The following is a 17634-nucleotide window of genomic DNA, read 5'->3' on the forward strand; positions in this document are numbered from 1 at the left end:
TCACCAGCCGCTTACTTGCGGGTGGCGCTCACATACATGTTGATTTCCATGCCACAGGGCACTTCGACGATCTTCGGGGCTTTCCAGGCCATATCAGCTCTCCATTTCGCGAACTCGGACGTATCCGCCCATAGGTTAAAGTAATGCGAGCACAAAAGTTCGCCAGTGAAATTTTCCCGAAGAGGGCCATGTTGCGTCGCGAAAAATCATGGTGGAACTTCAGTTCCGGTGACGCTGCCTTGCGCGTGGCGCATTCGGTCGTGAACGCTGTCCTGATAAAGCAGTTGTGAGTGCAATGCAGCTTTCAATCCGGTACAGGCGAGTCTAGCTGGATCTCCGTAATGCCCAAATATTTCTTCAACACCCGCATTGGCGACGAGTTGATCGTGGATCCCGAAGGCGAGGACCTGCGCAACCCCGATCGTGCCTGGGAGGTCGCCCGCCAGATGATCCTGGAGGTGCTGAAATCCGAGGGGACCCAGCCGGCTCTCATGGAGGCCGTGATCGAGGTGACCGACGTCGAGGGCGAAATCGTGCTGGAATTCCCCTTCACCGAGGCCCTGCTGGACATTCCCGACCAGTCCGCGACCAGACACTAATACCCCCTTCGTCCCTGCGAAATCCGCATGGCTTTGCCGCGTTCCCGGCGCTAAAAGACGCCGGTTAAACGGAGCAAGCCATGCAAGATCTCTGGCGCCTGTCGGCCGCCGACCTCGCCACCCTCGTCAAAGCCAAGAAAGTGTCCGCCAGGGAGGCAGCCAAGGCCGGCCTCGCCCGGCTCGATGCGGTCAATCCCCAGCTCAATGCGGTGATCGACCATCGGCCCGAGGACGTGCTCAAGCAGGCCGACGCCGTCGATGGCGCGATCGCGCGGGGCGAGGACCCCGGCGTGCTCGCCGGCGTCCCCGTCACCATCAAGGCCAATGTCGACCAGGAGGGCTTTGCCACCACCAATGGCCTGAAACTCCAGCGCGACCTGATCGCGCGCGAAGACAATCCGGTGGTCGCCAATTTCCGCAAGGCCGGCGCGGTTCTGCTGGGCCGCACCAATTGCCCGGCCTTCTCCTATCGCTGGTTCACCACCAATCTGGTCCATGGCGACACCAAGAATCCCCGCGACGCCTCGCTGACGCCGGGCGGCTCGTCCGGCGGCGCCGGTTCGGCGGTCGCGGCCGGCATCGGTCATATCGCCCATGGCACCGACATCGCAGGCTCGATCCGCTATCCCGCCTATGCCTGCGGCGTGCACGGCCTGCGCCCGACGCTGGGCCGTATCCCCGCCTTCAATCCGGCGCTGCCGGAGCGCCCGATCGGGCCGCAGATCATGGCGGTTTCGGGACCCTTGGCGCGCACCGTCAACGACATCAGGATTTCGCTCGCCGCGATGTCGGCCCGCGACGTGCGCGACCCCTGGTACGTGCCGGCGCCGCTGGAAGGGCCCGCGCGACCGAAGCGTGCCGCGCTCTGCCTCAATCCAGACGGGCTCGCCACCACGCCGGAGGTGAAGGCGGCGGTGATCGATGCCGGCAAGCGGCTGGAGCGCGCGGGCTGGACCGTCGAGACGATCGAAAACACGCCGTCGATGCGCGAAGCCGTCCAGTGGCAGATCAAACTCTGGCTCGGTGACGGTTACGAGGCGCAGCTGGAGATGGCCGAGCGCGAAGGCGATCCCGGTGCGCTGGCCTGCTTGCGCGGCAACCGCGCCAAGGTCACGCCGATGGACCAGGCCAACTACGCGCAGGCCCTGACCCGCCGCGCCACGCTGACCCGCGACTGGATGCTGTTCTTCGAAAAATATGCCGTGGTGCTGACGCCGGTCTCCGGCGAGCTGCCGTTCCCCGATCATCTCGACCGCAAGGACACCGAGTCCTTCGAGCGCGTCTGGGAAGCGCAGATGCCGCAGATCGCAACCCCGTTCATGGGGCTGCCGGGCCTCGTGGTCTCCACCGGCCTTGTCGGCAAGGCGCCGGTCGGCGTGCACATCGTCTCCGGCCGCTATCGCGAGGATTTGTGTCTGCTCGCGGGCGAAGCGATCGAGGCGGGCGGCGTGCCGCCATCGCCGATCGATCCCGTGGGTTAGCGATGTCTGTCATCTACGACTTCAAGGCCAACTCGCTTGCCGGCGAGGAGGTCGCCCTGAAACGTTTCGAAGGCCAGGTGCTGCTGATCGTCAATACCGCGAGCAAATGCGGCTTCACGCCGCAATATCGCGGGCTCGAGGATCTCTATCGCGACCTCTCGCCGCGCGGCTTTTCCGTGCTCGGCTTTCCCTGCAACCAATTCGGCGCGCAGGAGCCGGGGCAGGCCGCTGAGATCCAGACGTTCTGCTCGACCAATTACGACGTCACCTTCCCCCTGTTCGAGAAGATCGACGTCAACGGCACGCATGCGCATCCCTTGTATGAGTACCTGAAACGTCAGCAATCCGGACTGCTGGGCGCCTCCATCAAATGGAATTTCACCAAATTCCTGGTGGACCGTGCCGGCAAGGTGATCGCGCGCTATGCGCCCACCGCCCGGCCTAAAGGATTGCGGCAGCAAATCGAGACCCTGTTATGAGCGAGACAATCATGAGCGACGAATTTCCGGACCGCCTCTCGGTCGATCCGAACAGCCCCTATTACAACGCGGATATTCTCTCCCGCGACGTCGGCATCCGCTTCAAGGGCGTCGAGAAGACCAATGTCGAGGAATACTGCATCAGCGAAGGCTGGGTCCGCGTCACCGCCGGCAACGCCAAGGACCGTCACGGCAACCCGTTGACCATCAAGGTGCATGGGCCGGTGGAACCGTATTTCAGGGATAAGAAGTAGGCGGCTCTCTGCCATTGTCAGGCGCGGTGGCCACAACTCCGAATCTTCGCCAAGCCCGTCCTGTGGTTATGGATCCCGGACCTGCGCTTCGCTTGTCCGGGACGACAATTGAGTGTGCTGTCAGGACAACCGCATATCCAGCAGCCGGCGCCCTTCACCCTTGAGCAGCTTCTTCACCGCGCTCGACGCCACGACCTCGCCGTCATTGGCGTAGGCTTCGTGGTTCTTCTCGATGTCGTCGAGGCGGTAGAGGTAGTTGACCATCACGCCGGCGGATTCGCGCAGGCCCTTCGGCGAGAGGTCGCCGAGCCAGTTGATGCGCTCGAGCCGGGCGCCGTTGCCGAGATGGAAACGCGCGACGGAATCGATCAGCCGGCCCTTCGGCGTGCGCGCCTTCAGGAAGTAATGCGCGGCGAGCGGCTCGATCACGGCGCGCAGCAGCGTTGTCGTTTCGGGGTTGTCGAACCATTTGGGATCGTCGAGGCGCTTCAGCACCTCGCGGTCCTCGTCCGTCAGTGGCAAATCCTTGTCCTGCTTCACCCACTGCATGAGGCCCGGCACCGGTGACAGCGTCACGAAGGTGTCGAGCTTCGGCAATTCGCGGCGCAGCTCCTCGACCACCTGCTTGATCAGGAAGCTGCCGAACGAGATGCCCGCCAGGCCGCGCTGGGTGTTGGAGATCGAATAGAACACGGCGGTGCGGGCGCGCGCGATCGGCAGATGCTGGCGGTCGACCGCGAGCAGGGGTTGAATCGCGCCGGGGATCGTCTCGGTCAGCGCCACCTCGACGAAGATCAGGGGCTCGTCCACCATCGCGGGATGGAAGAAGGCGTAGCAGCGGCGATCGACCGGATCGAGGCGGCGGCGCAAATCGTCCCAGTCGCTGATCTCGTGCACGGCTTCGTAGCGGATGATCTTTTCGAGGATGTTGGCCGGGGTCGACCAGTCAATCCGGCGCAGCACGAGAAACCCCCTGTTGAACCACGAAGATAGCAGATGCGAGACGTCGCGATCGAGCGCGGCGAGATCGGTGTGGCCCTTCATCATGCCGAGCAGATCGGCCCGCATGTTGACGAGATCGCCGGTCCCGCCCGGCGCGCGGTTGAGGCGGCGGATCAGTTCCTGCCGCCGCGGCTCTGAGGCGAAATGCAGCGCGCTTGCGTCTTCGTCGCTGGGCTTGGCGCGCCACTTCTCGATGGCCTTTGACAGGCGTTCCCGGTCCGGCCCGAAATCACGCACGAGGCCATCGAAAAAGGCGCGGCGTCCTGCCGCATCCAACTCCTGGTAGATATCCAGCACCTCACGCGCAAGAGCGGTGCCGGAGGCTTCGCCCCGGCCCGACAGCAGCGCGCCGCAGAGCTCGATCAGCCCGTCGGCGTCCTGTTTGATGTCCGCGCCATCGCCGCGCCGAAGCAGCGTGCGACCGCGCTCGGAGATGGTGGCGAGCAGGTCGGAGAAGAAGGCGTTCGCCATCTGGGCCTTTCGAAACCGGGTTGTGCGGTGCGGGAAGTTTACACGTGATTTGGGCGGAAGCCGATCACAATCATGCAGGGGAATTTGGCAAGTTGAGCTGGGCCGTGCGTTTCGAGAATGCCGTTATGTCTCGGCAAGGCTAAGCGATCCCATGTGAGAGCTTAGGGCACTCCAGATCCGACAGCGTCATGGCCGGGCTTGTCCCAGCCATCCACGATCTTTTGGGCCGCCCAGAGAACGTGGATGCCCGGGACAAGCCCGGGCATGACGAGCTCTTGCGAATCTTGGCCAACCCTACTTCCCCGCAAACTCCGTCGGCGTCCGCCCCGTCACGTGACGGAACGCGGCCGAGAACGCCGGCACGCTGGCATAACCGAGCTGGGTCGCGAGCTGCTTGACCGATACGCCGGCATCCGTGGACAAGCGCTGGATCGCGGCCGCAATCCTGGCGCGCTGGCACCAGCTCTTGAAGCTCAGTTGCGTCTCGGTCGAGAACAGCCGCGACAGCGTCCGTGCGGAGGTTCCGACCTCGCGCGCCAGCGTGTCGATGTCGTGCAGGCCGGTGGGGTCGTCGAGCACGATCATCGCCGCGCGCCGGCAGCGCGGCTCGCGCGGCAGCGGCACGAAGGTGGCGGAATCCTCGGCCTGGTGCAGTTCCAGCATCACCAGGCGGACCAGCAGCTCGGTCCGCTCCTCGGTATTGCGGGCGTCGAACAGCGCGAGGATCGCTTGGTGCAGCAGCGGCGACACCCGCACCACGAATTCCTTGGCGAGGCCATCGTTGCGCTGCTCGCGCTTCAGCCAGGGCAGGTCGAAATACAGCGTGCGCATCTCGATGTCGGCGAGCACGTCGATGGCGTGCTCGAGATGGGCTGGGACCCAGACCGCGCGGTCCGGCGGCACCAGCCAGCGCCCCCCAGGCGTCGTCACCTGCATGGTGCCACGGGCCGCGTAAACCAGCTGGGCCTCGCGGTGCATGTGCGGGTCGAGCCGCAGGCCCCTGGGATAGTCGCGCGCGACCAGGTGCACGCCCGCGGTCGAGCGATGGTTGCCCCGGACCTCCCGGAGGACTGGCGTTTCCAAAATTGGCGTTTCCAAAATTGGCGTTTCCAAAATTGGCGTTTCCAAGACAGTCATTGGCAGCATCCCGTCATGACCAGGACATATAACTCATTTCGGAGCAGGAGAGGATTCGTATGAACAGCCCCAGCCGGGTCATCAGTTTCGTCAACGCAGGCCATTTCATAGACCACTATGCAATGCTGATCTTTGCCGCCGCCGTGATCATCATGGGGCCCGCGCTCGGCATGGCCTATTCGGAACTGCTGCCTTACGCGACGCCGGGCTTCATCGCCTTCGGCGCGGGCTCGCTGCTTACCGGCTGGCTCGGGGACCGCTGGAGCCGCCGCCACATGATGCTGATCTTCTTCGTCGGCATCGGCCTGTCCATGATCTCGGTCGGCATCGTGCGGACGCCGGCTGAACTCGGTGCGGCGCTGTTCGCGATCGGCATCTTCGCCTCGATCTACCATCCCGTCGGCACCGCGATGATCGTGTCCTATGCCGACCGGCTCGGCCGCGAGATGGGGATCAACGGCGTCTGGGGCAATCTCGGCGTTGCCTCCTCGGCGCTGGTCACCGGCGTGATCGGCCAGTACCTCGGCTGGCGCTTTGCCTTCATCGTTCCCGGATTGGTTACGATCCTGATCGGCATCGCCTTTGCGATGATGATCGTGCATGAGGACCGCAAGGGCGCGAAGCAGGCGGCAGCGCAGGCGCGCGTCGCCAGGCAGGACATGTGGCGCGTGATTCTCGCGCTCTTGATCGTCGTGATCGCTATCTCCACCACGTTCAACGCCGTCACCGTGGCACTGCCGAAGCTGTTTGCCGAGCGGCTTGCTGATCTGACCAAAAGCCCGGCGCTGCTCGGCGTCATCGCAGCCTGCGTCTATGTGTTCGGGGCGACGACGCAGTACACGATCGGCCGGCTGCTCGACCGCTATTCGCTCAAGACGGTGGCGCTGCCGCTGTCCTTCATGCTGGCGCCGTTCCTGTATCTCGCCGCGAGCCTGTCCAATCTCCCGCTGATCCTGGTCTCGATCGGCATCGTCATGGGCGCGTTCGGGCAGGTCACGGTGAACGACGCCATGGTCGGCAAATACACCAGCGAGGAATGGCGCTCGCGCGCCTATGCGGTGCGCTATTTCATCGGCTTCACCGCGGCCGGCGCCTCGGTCGGCCTGGTCGCGTGGCTGTACGAACAGGGCGGCTTCGTCACCATGCTGCACGCCTTCGCCGCGCTCTGCCTGCTGGCGATCGCGGCGGCGATCATCCTGCCGCGCGAGATTCGGACGCCGCAGGTGGTGTGAGGCAGCGGTCTCGTGTCCCGGACAAGCCGTAACGCGCATAGCGCGTCGTAGACGCGCTCACGGCTTTGCGGCGCTGAGCCGGGACCCAGAGGCTACGAACTCCCATGTCGCGTGGGACCCGGCTCTGCAGTGCACCGCCGTCGCGAGGGGCAAAACAGCAGGTCACGGCTTCAATGTTTTCGCGCCAGCGGCTTGGCCGAGCCCGAACATCGACAGGGAAATGTTGGCGAACCGTCGATTGCGCTTCACGATTTTTTCCTCGTCACCGGGACCTACTCGTCAGGCTGGGCTTCTGGAAATTTCCACTTTCCGTTCAGAATCTCCGCCCGCGGCCTGTAAAGCCGGACCATATAGTTCCAGCCCTTCATGGTGGGCAGGCAATTGGGAATCTTTCCGTCGCAACCGCCGAATTGCACAGACACTGAATTGTCTTTGTTCTTTTGTGCCGTGATGTTGTTGAGTGAATAGGCGTTGTACTGGTTCGGGTAGAAATAGCCTTCCGCGTTGTACAGGCTTATCGACCAGAACCCGTCAACCGGCACGTCCTTCACATTCAGCTTGTAGACCGTCGTGCCATCGTTACGGGTCGGGACGACGTTCAGGTAGAGTGCTTCTTTTGGAGGATTTGCCCCCCAGCCCAGCGCAGCACCGATCACGAAGCGGAGGGGATCAACCTCGCCCTTGCGTCCATACATTCGGCTCGTATCGGGAAGCGTGGTTCCGAGCGCCAGCAACGCATCACGCACTTTCTTCTGACTTGCTTGATCCCAGTCAGGAATCTCGAACTTTCCGGCCTGCTTTTGAGATACCTGGATCGCATCCTGCAGCGCGTGCACCGCCTTGAGGTCCTGAGGATCGGCCGGATCGACGAGCGTTCGAACGGCGGCCAAAACATAGCGTGTGCCTACGTCCTTTCGCGCAAGCGTGATACTGCCCGGCTTGTAGAACACACCGTAAGTGTACTGGTCTTCATCGATCACCTGTAGCGACATGAATCGCTTGCCGGCGTTCGGCAACGTTATCGTGACGGGCCCCGCGTCGAGGTCGAACACGGCCGCCGAATAGAGCGTGTCTCGGTTGAGACGGATGACGGTCTGCTTGTCCAGCGGCGCGGGAGACCGGGTATGGTCGAATTTTCCAAAGCCACCGTTCTTCACGACGCCTCCGAAATACAGTTCCGATTCCGCACGGGCAAAGTTCTCCGGCGTTACCAGAGCGGGTTTATGTTCTGCGGAGGAGCCGCTTTGCGCCACACCGAACTGCACTGACGTAATCAATGCTGCAACGATAGAAATACGACCGATCTTCATGCCAATCTTCCTTACGCTCAGGCAGCGCGCTGCAACGGAGGCTGCTTCCAATGACCTTCCAAAGCCTCTGCCTTCGGCCAATATATGCGAAGCGTCGTCCAGAACGGTCCCTTGGGGCAAGGCAGCCAATTCGACTCGCGATCCGCTTCGGGCGGTTCATTCTGAATGTAGATGGTGTAACCGCCATCGGGATCGCGCTTGAGGCTATCGAGCATTGCCGAATTGATCAGATAGCGGTTTAGCTTGTTGGCGTAGAGCAGGCTTGACGGCAGCTCGTACATCGTTAGAGACCAGAAGGCGTTGGCTGGCGGCAATTGTCCCGACTTGAAGCGAAGGACATAGCGGTTTGCACCATTGAGCGTACCGCCGTCTGCATCCCGGAAATAGGCCGGGTACATGGCCTCGTCCTTGGTATTGCCGTAGATGCCCAGGACGGCAGACGCCATCCGGGCCATGTAGTCGTTTTTCAGCATGGTCCGTGTACCAAATCCGTCCGCCGCGGTGCGCTTGCCGGTATCAACCTCCTTCGCCTTGAACTCGGCAAAGGCCTTCCAGGCGTCTGCCATTCCCTCCGTCACGGCTTTGCGCATTTCGGGCGATAGACTGCCTGGATCGAAGTTCTTTCCTGCCCCGATGTTCAGCCTCGCAAAGCGAGCCATTAGGGACTTTTCGGATGGGTGCGTTGGGCAGAACTGCAGCAGGTAGTTCAACCGAACGAAGAACTCGGGCGAACTCTTTTGCTCGTCTTGCGTAAGTGGTTTTGGAAAAGTGGTTGCGGATGCGGGTGGCGGAGCTGGTTGGCCCAGGAAACTGGATAGCGCTTGAACCTTGTAGCCAGCCTGAACTCCTTTGACACCATCGATGTCGGATGGGTCGAACAATTGGGTCCGGTAGAGCACCAGATTGAGCTCTGTCTCGGAACGGATGATCGCCTTGATGCCTTTCGGCCTCTCGCCTTTCCATCGAGGCCCGGCGAGCAGGAAGCTGCCGGCATCGTTGCCCGTCGCGCGGCTTCCTACATACGCGAAGTTGAAGGTGTAGAGATCGATGAACTGCAGTGAATAATACCGCCTCTTCTCAATGGCAGGCACTGTCAGCACCAGCGGTTCGGCACGCAGATCTGCGCCGAGCTGGGAGTACGGAGTATCGGAGTTGGGGGTCTGGATCGCTTTGTCGTCCGGCGTAAAGACACGCGCTACGTTTTTGATTGTGTTCCACGGCGCCTTGAATTCCGGATCGTTGCGATCGACGAAGTACGACGTCAGGATGCGATAGTTCTCTAGCATCGGTACGCCGTAGATTGTCGCCTCCTTGGCAATAGCTCGTGCATCGCTCGGCGCAAGCGATGTCGCCGCTGCGCCATTCGTGCGAGCGCCGATGGACAGAGCAGCCGACCCGAGGACAAGGCCACGACGAGTTAGCAGCATAGTCATTACCGCCCCCCCCCTCTCTCTTCCTTCCGCGCTGCAGGCGTCCCTTGAGTTTACCAAACTCAAAATGCAAGGATTGTCCGGAATCGGACAAAGGGTGAGCGCCCGTGCAAAAAATATCCAAGGTTGAATCTGAAAAGATCGCAAGTTCGTCGGGCTGGCTCGCCCTGGTACCAAGCAAGTTTCGCGCGGACCTGCTGCGTCATTCGACATTGATTCAATTGAAGAAGGGAGACGTGCTGTTTCGCGTCGGCGATCCGCCCGGCGGCATTTACGGGCTCGTGGCCGGCACCGTAAGCATCAGCCTGGCGCCTTCCGATCACGCCCCACGCCTGATGGTGCTTGGTATACCTGGCCATTGGACGGGAGAGGCATGTTTTCTGACCAGAAAGCCGCGACGGGGAGAGGTGAGAGCTGTCCTTGATACAACCATGTTGCACGTGCCCCTCGATGCGTTGGACCGAATGGCGGCGAAGGACCCCTCGGTCTCGCACCACGTGGCCCAAATCTTGATGATGAGCGTCGAAACTTTGCTTCAGGTCGTGTATGACTTGCAGAAGCCCCAAGCGGATCGTCGCATCGCCTCCGTCTTGCAGCGGACGATCAGAATTGGCGACGTCCCCCTGCCGCTGACACAAGGCGAGTTGGGCATCATGGCCAATGCATCTCGCAAGCAAGTGAACGCCACATTGAAGCAATTCAAGGAGGCTGGCTGGCTCACGCACACCTATCGCTCGATTACGATAAGTGACGTCAATGCGCTTCGCGGATATGCGGAAGCGGAGGAATGATTGAGATTGGCGGCTTGCGTGTGATCCCGCTCGCCCCCACGTCCGAGATGGGTCAACGGACTGAATCGCTCGCGCGGTAGGGCGTCACTGCTGGCGGCTGGGCCAGTATTCGGATAAGCGTCCTGCCTGAAGTTGAGGGGTTGCCAACTTCACATCAGACAGGGGCATCCCCATGACCAACGAGGCTAGAAGCGCCGCTGCGGTGGCGCATGATCAATCAGGTCCGGCTTGATAGTCCATGCTCAATGGTGAGCCTTTACTCCTGATTTGCCCCGACGCGTCAAATGACTACGTAAGATGCGAATCGTCCTGCCGGCGGTCTCCGGCTACTGTGCATGGGGTTGTTTTCGATATTTCTATTCTGCAGTTCACGTCTTCACCTCCGCCACCGGCTGCGCCTTCGGCGCCTTCTTCGACGCGCGCCAGTTCTCGAACCGCTGCACCACCACGAAGAAGGCCGGCACGAACAGCACCGCGAGGCAGGTCGAGGCCAGCATGCCCGAGAACACGGTGATGCCGATCGACTTGCGGGCGCTGGCGCCGGCGCCGGTCGCGAGCACCAGCGGCACCACGCCGAGGATGAAGGCGAACGACGTCATCAGGATCGGGCGGAAGCGGGCGCGCGCCGCCTCGATAGCGGATTCCAGCACCGGCTTGCCGTCGCGGCCGTGCAGCTCAAGCCCGACCTCGACGATCAGGATGGCGTTCTTGGCGGACAGCGCGATCAGGAGGATCAGGCCGATCTGGCAGTAGAGGTTGTTGTCGATCTTGAGCCCGTTGAGGATCAGCGTCGGCCCGATCAGCGACAGCGGCACCGCCAGGATCACCGAGATCGGCGCGTACCAGCTCTCGTACTGGCCGGCGAGCACGAGATAGACCAGCAGCATGGCGAGGCCGAACACCCAGTAGATCTGGCTGGAGACCGCCTTCTCCTGATAGGACATCGCGGTCCATTCGTAGCCGGTGCCCGGCGGCAGCGTCTTGTCCGCGATCTCCTCCATCAGCTTCAGCGACTGGCCGGAGGAGTAGCCCTGCGCCGGCAGACCGATCACGGTCGAGGACGGATAGAGATTGTAGAGGCTGATCAGCGACGGGCCGGTGGCCGGCGTGATCGTGGCGACGGTGCCGATCGGGATCATGTCGCCGTTCGAGTTGCGCACCATCATGTTGGCGATGTCGCGCTCGGTGACGCGGAAGGCCGGATCGGCTTGCGTGTAGACCTGGAACACGCGGCCGAACTTGTTGAACTGGTTGACATAGGACGAGCCGAGATAGGTCGACAGCGCCGAGAACACCTGATCGGTGGTGACGTGCAGCGTCTGGGTCTTGATGCGGTCGATCTCGACGTTGAACTGCGGTACCGACGAGCGGAACGAGGACTGCACGCGCTGGAGCGCGCTCTGGCTCTGGCCGTTGCTGACCACCGCGCCGGTGATCGCCTGCAGCTTGGCGAAATCGCTGTTGCCGTCGCGCAGCTCGACCTGCATCGAGAAGCCGGCGGCGTTGCCGATGCCCTGGATCGGTGGCGGCGGCAGCACGATGGTGCGCGCCTCCATGATGACGGCGAGCTTGTCGTTCAGCCCGTACACCAGCGAGCGCAGATCCTCGCCTGGGCCTTTGCGCGCGTCCCAGTCCTTCAGGATGATGTAGGCGACGCCGGCATTGGCGAGACTGGCGCTGCTGTCGAGCGCGGAGATGCCGGCGATGGTGATGACCTGCTGGACGCCCGGCGTCTCCTTGATGATCTCGCTGGCACGGTCGAGCACTTTCTGGGTTCGCTCCAGCGAGGCGCCATCGGGCAATTGAATGGCGGCGATCAGATAGCCCTGGTCCTCGATCGGCAGGAAGCCGGTCGGCACCCGCGACAGGCCGTAGCCGCCGATGACGATCAGCACCAGCGCGACCGCGACCGACACGGTGGCGTGCCCGCACAGGAAGGTGATCAGCCGCGTATAGCCGCGCTCGACCCGGTTATAGATGTTGTTGAAGCCGCGATAGAAGAAGTTGCGCTGCTCCGGCGGCACGGTCGGCCGCAGCCACAGCGCGCATTGCGTCGGCTTCAGGGTCGCCGCATTGATGGCGGACAGAAGCGCGGTCGCCGCGATCACCAGCGCGAATTGCGAATAGATGCGCCCGGTGAGACCGGCCAGGAACGAGGCCGGCAAGAACACCGAGATCAGCACCAGCGTGATGCCGACGATCGGCGCGAACAGCTGGTCCATCGCCTTGATCGCGGCGTCGTGGCCGTTCATGCCCTGCTCGATATTGTGCGCGGCGCCTTCGACCACGACGATGGCGTCGTCGACCACGATGCCGATCGCCAGCACGATCGCAAACAGCGTCGACATGTTGATGGTGAAGCCCAGCGCCGCCATCGCGGCGAAGGCGCCGATGATGGTGACGGGTACCGTGGTCGCCGGCACCAGCATCGCGCGCCAGTCCTGCAGGAACACCAGGATCACGACCAGCACCAGCAGGCCGGCCTCGATCAGCGTCATGTAGACCTCGTGCACCGAGGCTTCGACGAATTTGGTGGTGTCGAACGGCGTGTCGTATTTGATGCCTTCCGGGAATCGCTTGGCAAGCTCCACCATCTTCTTCTCGACGGCCTGCTCGACCTGGAGCGCGTTGGCGCCGGGCGACTGGAATACGCCGATCCCGACGGAGGGCTGCTTGTTCAGCGAGAAGATCTGGCTGTAGGTCTGCGCGCCCAGTTCGACCCAGCCGACATCGCGCACGCGCGTGACGTCGCCGCTGGTGCCGGTCTTGACGATGATGTTCTCGAACTGGCTGGTGTCGTCGAGCCGGCCATTGACGTTGAGCGTGTACTGGAACGCCTGGCCCGGCGGCGTCGGCGGCGCGCCGACCTGGCCGGCGGAGACCTGCTGGCTTTGCTGCTGGATCGCCTGGATGACGTCCTGTGGCACCAATCCGCGTACCTGCAGCTTGTTCGGGTCGAGCCACACCCGCATCGAATACTGCCCGGCGCCGAACACCGTGACGTTGCCGACGCCGGGCAAACGCGACAGCTCGTCGCGGATGTTGATGGTGGCGTAGTTGCTCAGGTACAGGCTGTCGAACCGGGAGTCCGGCGAGGTTAGCGTCACGAACAGCAGGATCGAGGTCGACTTCTTCTGGACGGTGACGCCCTGGTTCTGCACCGATTGCGGTAATTGCGACAGAGCGCTGGAGACGCGGTTCTGCACCAGCACCTGCGCGAAGTTGAGGTCGGTGCCGATCTTGAAGGTTACGGTCAGCGTATAGGTGCCGTCGGAGGCGCTGTAGGACTGCATGTAGAGCATGTCCTCGACGCCGTTGACCTGTTGCTCGATCGGCAGCGCCACCGTGTCGATCACGGTCTTGGCGCTGGCGCCGGGGTAACGTGTGGTGACCTGCACCGTCGGCGGAACCACGTCGGGATATTGTGCGATCGCGAGATTGAACAGCGCGACGCCGCCGATCAGGATCATCAGGAGCGCGATCACGTTCGAGAGGACCGGCCGCTCGATGAAGAATTTTGAGATCATGACCGGCCGCTCCTACTTGGCAGACGCTTGCGGCTGGCTGATCTTTGTTGCTTGCGGGTCGATCTTCTGGCCCGGGATCACCCGCAGCAGCCCGGCGATCACCACGCGGTCGTCCGGCTTCAGGCCGCTCTCGATCACGCGCAGTCCGTTGTCGACGGGGCCGATCTGCACCTTGCGCTGCTCGACGACATTGTCGCTGTTGACGACGAGCAGATAGCGGCCGCCCTGGTCGCTGCCGAGCGCGGTGTCAGGAACGAGGAGAGAGTCCTTCTCCTGGCTGAAGGGCACGCGGACGCGGACGAAATAGCCGGGCAGCAGCACCCGCTTGTCGTTGGGCACGAGGCCGCGCACCGCCAGCGTACCGGTCGACTGATTGATGGTCGGGGAGACATAGTCGAGGTGGCCTTCGTGCGGATAACCGCTCTCGGTCTGGAGGCCGACCTGGATCGGGAATTGTTTGAGGTCCGCGGTGGTGAGCCCGCGCCGGACCGCCTCGGCGCGGATGCGCAGCACGTCCTGCTCGTTGATGGTGAAGTTCACATAGATCGGGTCCATCGCGACGATGGTCGCGAGCTGCGTCGGCGAGGAGACGCCGACGAGCTCGCCGACCGAGACCATGTGCGCGCTGACGACGCCGTCGAACGGCGCGCTCACCTTGGTGTAGCCGTAATTGACCTCTGCGAGCTTCGTGTTGGCCTGGGCCTGCTGGAGATTGGCCTGCGCGTTGTCGCGAGTCGACGTCGAATTGTCGAGGGTAGCCTGCGACACCGCCTGGCGCTGCACCAGATCGCTCTGTCGCTTGAAGTCGGCTTCCGCCTGCCGGAGCGAGGCCTGCGCGCCGGCTTCCGCCGCCTGCGCCTGCTCGAGCTTCAGCTTGTAGGTCTCGGGCTCGATCGTGAACAGCTGGGTGCCCTGCTTGACGAAGGTGCCATCCTGATAATCGATCGACTGCAGGAAGCCCTGCACGCGCGCCACCAGGTCGACATTCTTGATCGGCGCGGTGTTGCCGGTGGCCTCGACATAGCGCGTCACCGCACGCTGCAGCGGCGTCGCAACGTCCACCTTGGGCGGGGGCGGCGCCACGAAGGTGTTCTTGTCTTCGCAGCCCGCGAGCACGGCCACGGCAGCCAAAGCGGTCAGCGCCCGCCCGATCTGTCTCCACTCTCCATTGCGATGTGCGAGAGATGCGGGATTCGCGCGCGTCATTCAGTGGCCCCCGATTGCGGTCTGTCGGTGTGGCAGGCTACCAACAAATACACGGCCGTGGAACACCATAGCCATGGCAGTCACAGACCTTCCACTGCAAACGGCGCTGTGCTCTTTGACGGGTTTGTCATGACAAACCGCTTTTCATCGCGCGCACGATCGACCACAATTGCTTAAAAGGCGGCGTGACAGGCGAGGCGGTCGAAGAAGACCGGAAGACAAGACCTCAACAAGAAAGAAGAAAAGGTGAGGAGAGCATGACATGCCCAAGTCCTTCCAATCCAAGTCCTTCCAATCGGCCCTTGCCGGCCTCGTTCTCGCAGCGGCGGTCGCCATGCCGGCGCTAGCCGACGGCCTGAAGGACGAGATTGCGCCGACCGGCAAGCTGCGGGTCGCGATCGCGATCAGCCCGGCGGGCGGCGCATTCTGGTCGACCAAGACCGAAGCCGGCTATGCTGGCGTTCCCGTCGATCTCGGCAAGGAGATGGCCACGCAGCTCGGCGTATCAGTCGAATATGTCGTGCATCAGAATTCTGGGCAGATCACCGACGCGGCCAGCAAGGGGACGTGGGATGTCACCTGGCTGCCGAGGGATCCCGAGCGTGAGACCAAAATGATGTTCGGCCCGATCTACGAGGTCGCCGACGCCACCTATATCGTCAAGGCAGGATCAAGCGTCACCAATTTCGCCTCGCTCGACCAGCCCGGCATCAAGATCGCCGCCGTCAACGCCACAACGACCATGCGCGGCGCGATCGCGCATCTGAAGAATGCGAAAGTCACGGGCTATCAGACCTATGACGAGATATTCGGCTTGCTGAAGAGCGGCGAGATCGACGCCTTCGCGCTGTCGCGCGACCAGCTCAACAAAATGGCGCAGAAGATTCCGGGTACGAAGGTGCTGGACGAGACCTTCAAGAAAACGGTGACGGCCATCGCCGTCCCGCTCGGCCACAACCAGTCGCTGGCGTTCGTCACGAAGTTCATGACGGACGCGACCACCAACGGCGCCTTGCGCAAGGCTTATGACAACAACGGGCTGAAGGACACGCCGATCCGGACCGAGTAGGGCGGAGCAAGGCGGCTGCGCCGCGTCCGATGCCCGGTCGCGGCCGCAACCGATCCCTCAGCGTGGCTTGATCTCGGCATACTTCGCCATGGCGCGCTCGAACTTGCGATTGAACAGCCACATCGCGGCGAGGATCTCGCGGAAGCTGGCCGAGCTGCGCGCCCGGTCGGCCTGTCCGAACGCGAAGATGCTGTTGTTGCGCAGGTGCTTCATGATCGTGGGGCTGGACACCCGGTAGTTCAGCAGGTCGCCCGATTTGAGCGCGGCCCGCGTCGGGGTAGGCACGATCTGGATCAGCTCGAACAGCTTCATCTGGTCGATCGGGTCGGGCAGCGTCTTCACGATTCCGGGGATCTCCCGGAAGACGTCCGCATGCGCGTTCATCAGGCCGTCGCGCACGTTGGTCCAGTGGTTGAAGCGGTGGTCGGTGCCGCGGGCGCGCGCCTCTTCCCTGTCGTCGCGGGCGCTCAGTCCGGGATCGGCCGCCGCGATCGCTGATTTGATCGCCTCCCATTTCCTGCGGCCGTTGCGGTCTTCGGAGGGACCGGTCTGGAAGCTGCCCATATAGGTGTTCGAGCGTCCGTTGCGGACATTCTGCTTGCCGTTGGTTTCAGCGAAGAAAAGCCCGAGACTGATCCGGCCCGCGGCTTCGGCGTGGTCAGGTGCAAGCCCCTTGGCGCGCGCGATCGCGACCGCGAGATCGACGACGTCCTTGAAAGGTGTCGCCGAGTTCTGCGCATTGGCCGGCGGCGCCTCCATGATATCGAACAGCTTGCCGTATTCGTCGATCAGCGGTTCGATGTCGGCATCGAAATAGGCCGGAGGGATCTCGAACTTGTTGGGCCGGCCGATCCGCGACGGCATTGCGTCCGTGAGATCCTTGTAAGTGCTGATCACGGCGACGCGGGCGAGATAGATCGCCTGGCCCGGCAGGTTCGGCAGCGGCTGCTTGGCGTCGATCTGCTTGCGTCGCTCGGCGAGGATGGATTTGAAATCGCTGAGCGCGCGCTCGTAGGCCGCAACCGCCTCCGATTGCTTTGCCGTGAGCGTTTGCGCCCGGCTCACGGCAACAGTCGAGAAAATCAGCCCAAGCGCCGCAAGAGCTGCGATGGCATGACGGCGTGCACGCATGGCCGGCTCCCTCCGAACGATTCGTTCGTCGGGAGATCGTAACCTAGTCGTTGGCCTCCGGCGGCAGGAAGTCGACCTCGTGCAGGGCGGAGATGCGCACGACCTCGGCGGGGTCGGTTAGATTGTCGAGTTGGGTGAACAGCGCCTCCAGCTTCTGCATCGGCGAGACCCAGAACAGCGCGCGGGCAGGCTTGTCGGACTTGTTGAAATAGCCGTGCGGGATGCCGCGCGGCAGGCGCACGAGGTCGCCGGCATGGGCCTTGACCCACACGCCGTCGAGCTTGAGGTCGAGCGTGCCTTCCTGCACCAGGATGAATTCGTCCTGGGTCGGGTGGACGTGCACCGGCACGAACTGGCCGGGCTCGCTGTTGGTCTCGAACGCGAAGGTGGAGTCGGTGACGGCCTTGGGGAAATAGACCTGGCCGAGGATGTTCCAGCTCTTGCCGCCATAGCCCGTGCCGTTCGCGGTGATGCCCTTTTCGAGTGCAGTCATGGCTCGCCTCCAATGGAATTGC

Annotated in this window: 16 protein-coding genes; 7 read left to right on the forward strand and 9 right to left on the reverse strand. The window is 62.9% G+C overall.

The features are described from left to right. Positions 1-11: 11 nt before the first annotated feature. On the reverse strand, positions 12-92 hold the full coding sequence (pqqA, locus tag WHZ77_RS07520) for a pyrroloquinoline quinone precursor peptide PqqA (RefSeq protein ID WP_007595659.1): 81 nt from the start codon (positions 90-92) through the stop codon (positions 12-14). Positions 93-341: 249 nt separating this feature from the next. On the opposite strand from pqqA, the gene WHZ77_RS07525 reads away from it, so the two are divergent. The 4 genes from WHZ77_RS07525 (at position 342) to WHZ77_RS07540 (ending at position 2813) form a co-directional block, all read left to right on the forward strand. Then, positions 342-599: a DUF6894 family protein gene (locus tag WHZ77_RS07525; RefSeq protein WP_041748091.1), complete on the forward strand. Its 258-nt coding sequence runs from the start codon at positions 342-344 to the stop codon at positions 597-599. An 80-nt stretch (positions 600-679) separates the two neighbouring features. Next, positions 680-2080 carry an amidase family protein gene (locus WHZ77_RS07530; protein ID WP_375313096.1) on the forward strand — a complete coding sequence of 467 codons (1401 nt, stop codon included), beginning with the start codon at positions 680-682 and terminating at the stop codon, positions 2078-2080. A 2-nt stretch (positions 2081-2082) separates the two neighbouring features. Continuing rightward, the gene (locus WHZ77_RS07535; protein WP_375313097.1) at positions 2083-2559 is read left to right on the forward strand and encodes a glutathione peroxidase; all 477 of its coding nucleotides are present in this window, start codon (positions 2083-2085) and stop codon (positions 2557-2559) included. Next, entirely contained in the window at positions 2556-2813 is a 258-nt protein-coding gene (locus WHZ77_RS07540) for a DUF3297 family protein (RefSeq protein ID WP_015684132.1), read from the forward strand. Before WHZ77_RS07535 ends, WHZ77_RS07540 begins: the two co-directional genes overlap by 4 nt. Before the next feature lie 120 nt (positions 2814-2933). Here WHZ77_RS07540 and WHZ77_RS07545 read toward each other — a convergent pair whose 3' ends face one another. Together WHZ77_RS07545 and WHZ77_RS07550 are read right to left on the reverse strand one after the other, a co-directional pair. Beyond that, on the reverse strand, positions 2934-4286 hold the full coding sequence (locus WHZ77_RS07545; protein ID WP_375313098.1) for a malonyl-CoA decarboxylase: 1353 nt from the start codon (positions 4284-4286) through the stop codon (positions 2934-2936). Between the two features lie 294 nt (positions 4287-4580). Further along, a complete protein-coding gene (locus WHZ77_RS07550) occupies positions 4581-5432 on the reverse strand; it encodes a helix-turn-helix transcriptional regulator (protein WP_375313099.1) in 852 nt (283 codons plus the stop codon). Positions 5433-5482: 50 nt separating this feature from the next. On the opposite strand from WHZ77_RS07550, the gene WHZ77_RS07555 reads away from it, so the two are divergent. After that, positions 5483-6655 (forward strand): MFS transporter, encoded by a 1173-nt coding sequence (locus WHZ77_RS07555; protein ID WP_375313100.1) that lies wholly within the window; start codon positions 5483-5485, stop codon positions 6653-6655. A 272-nt stretch (positions 6656-6927) separates the two neighbouring features. On the opposite strand, the gene WHZ77_RS07560 is transcribed toward WHZ77_RS07555, so the two are convergent. Both WHZ77_RS07560 and WHZ77_RS07565 read right to left on the reverse strand, forming a co-directional pair. After that, complete coding sequence (locus WHZ77_RS07560; protein ID WP_375313101.1) at positions 6928-7965, reverse strand: DUF1254 domain-containing protein; 1038 nt, start codon at positions 7963-7965, stop codon at positions 6928-6930. A 17-nt stretch (positions 7966-7982) separates the two neighbouring features. After that, positions 7983-9392: a DUF1254 domain-containing protein gene (locus WHZ77_RS07565; RefSeq protein WP_375314676.1), complete on the reverse strand. Its 1410-nt coding sequence runs from the start codon at positions 9390-9392 to the stop codon at positions 7983-7985. Between the two features lie 110 nt (positions 9393-9502). Between WHZ77_RS07565 and WHZ77_RS07570 the strand changes: the two genes are divergently transcribed. Beyond that, positions 9503-10186, forward strand: a complete 684-nt coding sequence (locus tag WHZ77_RS07570) for a Crp/Fnr family transcriptional regulator (protein WP_375313102.1) — start codon at positions 9503-9505, stop codon at positions 10184-10186. 368 nt (positions 10187-10554) lie between these two features. Here WHZ77_RS07570 and WHZ77_RS07575 read toward each other — a convergent pair whose 3' ends face one another. Together WHZ77_RS07575 and WHZ77_RS07580 are read right to left on the reverse strand one after the other, a co-directional pair. Beyond that, a complete protein-coding gene (locus tag WHZ77_RS07575; protein WP_375313103.1) occupies positions 10555-13713 on the reverse strand; it encodes an efflux RND transporter permease subunit in 3159 nt (1052 codons plus the stop codon). A 12-nt stretch (positions 13714-13725) separates the two neighbouring features. Then, complete coding sequence (locus WHZ77_RS07580; protein WP_375313104.1) at positions 13726-14919, reverse strand: efflux RND transporter periplasmic adaptor subunit; 1194 nt, start codon at positions 14917-14919, stop codon at positions 13726-13728. Between the two features lie 262 nt (positions 14920-15181). Between WHZ77_RS07580 and WHZ77_RS07585 the strand changes: the two genes are divergently transcribed. After that, on the forward strand, positions 15182-15988 hold the full coding sequence (locus WHZ77_RS07585; protein ID WP_375313105.1) for an ABC transporter substrate-binding protein: 807 nt from the start codon (positions 15182-15184) through the stop codon (positions 15986-15988). 57 nt (positions 15989-16045) lie between these two features. Here the strand turns inward: WHZ77_RS07585 and WHZ77_RS07590 are convergent, their stop codons facing one another. Together WHZ77_RS07590 and WHZ77_RS07595 are read right to left on the reverse strand one after the other, a co-directional pair. Next, positions 16046-17119 carry a hypothetical protein gene (locus tag WHZ77_RS07590; RefSeq protein WP_375313106.1) on the reverse strand — a complete coding sequence of 358 codons (1074 nt, stop codon included), beginning with the start codon at positions 17117-17119 and terminating at the stop codon, positions 16046-16048. A gap of 43 nt (positions 17120-17162) precedes the next feature. Next, positions 17163-17612: a cupin domain-containing protein gene (locus WHZ77_RS07595; protein WP_151648208.1), complete on the reverse strand. Its 450-nt coding sequence runs from the start codon at positions 17610-17612 to the stop codon at positions 17163-17165. Positions 17613-17634: the final 22 nt, after the last annotated feature.

It is taken from the genome of Bradyrhizobium sp. A5 (genome assembly GCF_042076515.1).
GTDB classification, from domain to species: domain Bacteria; phylum Pseudomonadota; class Alphaproteobacteria; order Rhizobiales; family Xanthobacteraceae; genus Bradyrhizobium; species Bradyrhizobium cosmicum.

Bases quoted from the DNA above. Each gene is read 5' to 3' on its own strand.
- WHZ77_RS07545 (WP_375313098.1), bottom strand. From the start codon at position 4,286: ATGGCGAACGCCTTCTTCTCCGACCTGCTCGCCACCATCTCCGAGCGC.
- WHZ77_RS07535 (WP_375313097.1), top strand. From the start codon at position 2,083: ATGTCTGTCATCTACGACTTCAAGGCCAACTCGCTTGCCGGCGAGGAG.
- WHZ77_RS07565 (WP_375314676.1), bottom strand. From the start codon at position 9,392: ATGCTGCTAACTCGTCGTGGCCTTGTCCTCGGGTCGGCTGCTCTGTCC.
- WHZ77_RS07580 (WP_375313104.1), bottom strand. From the start codon at position 14,919: ATGACGCGCGCGAATCCCGCATCTCTCGCACATCGCAATGGAGAGTGG.
- WHZ77_RS07525 (WP_041748091.1), top strand. From the start codon at position 342: ATGCCCAAATATTTCTTCAACACCCGCATTGGCGACGAGTTGATCGTG.
- WHZ77_RS07530 (WP_375313096.1), top strand. From the start codon at position 680: ATGCAAGATCTCTGGCGCCTGTCGGCCGCCGACCTCGCCACCCTCGTC.
- WHZ77_RS07585 (WP_375313105.1), top strand. From the start codon at position 15,182: ATGCCCAAGTCCTTCCAATCCAAGTCCTTCCAATCGGCCCTTGCCGGC.
- WHZ77_RS07550 (WP_375313099.1), bottom strand. From the start codon at position 5,432: ATGCTGCCAATGACTGTCTTGGAAACGCCAATTTTGGAAACGCCAATT.
- WHZ77_RS07595 (WP_151648208.1), bottom strand. From the start codon at position 17,612: ATGACTGCACTCGAAAAGGGCATCACCGCGAACGGCACGGGCTATGGC.
- pqqA (WP_007595659.1), bottom strand. From the start codon at position 92: ATGGCCTGGAAAGCCCCGAAGATCGTCGAAGTGCCCTGTGGCATGGAA.
- WHZ77_RS07560 (WP_375313101.1), bottom strand. From the start codon at position 7,965: ATGAAGATCGGTCGTATTTCTATCGTTGCAGCATTGATTACGTCAGTG.
- WHZ77_RS07555 (WP_375313100.1), top strand. From the start codon at position 5,483: ATGAACAGCCCCAGCCGGGTCATCAGTTTCGTCAACGCAGGCCATTTC.
- WHZ77_RS07590 (WP_375313106.1), bottom strand. From the start codon at position 17,119: ATGCGTGCACGCCGTCATGCCATCGCAGCTCTTGCGGCGCTTGGGCTG.
- WHZ77_RS07575 (WP_375313103.1), bottom strand. From the start codon at position 13,713: ATGATCTCAAAATTCTTCATCGAGCGGCCGGTCCTCTCGAACGTGATC.
- WHZ77_RS07540 (WP_015684132.1), top strand. From the start codon at position 2,556: ATGAGCGAGACAATCATGAGCGACGAATTTCCGGACCGCCTCTCGGTC.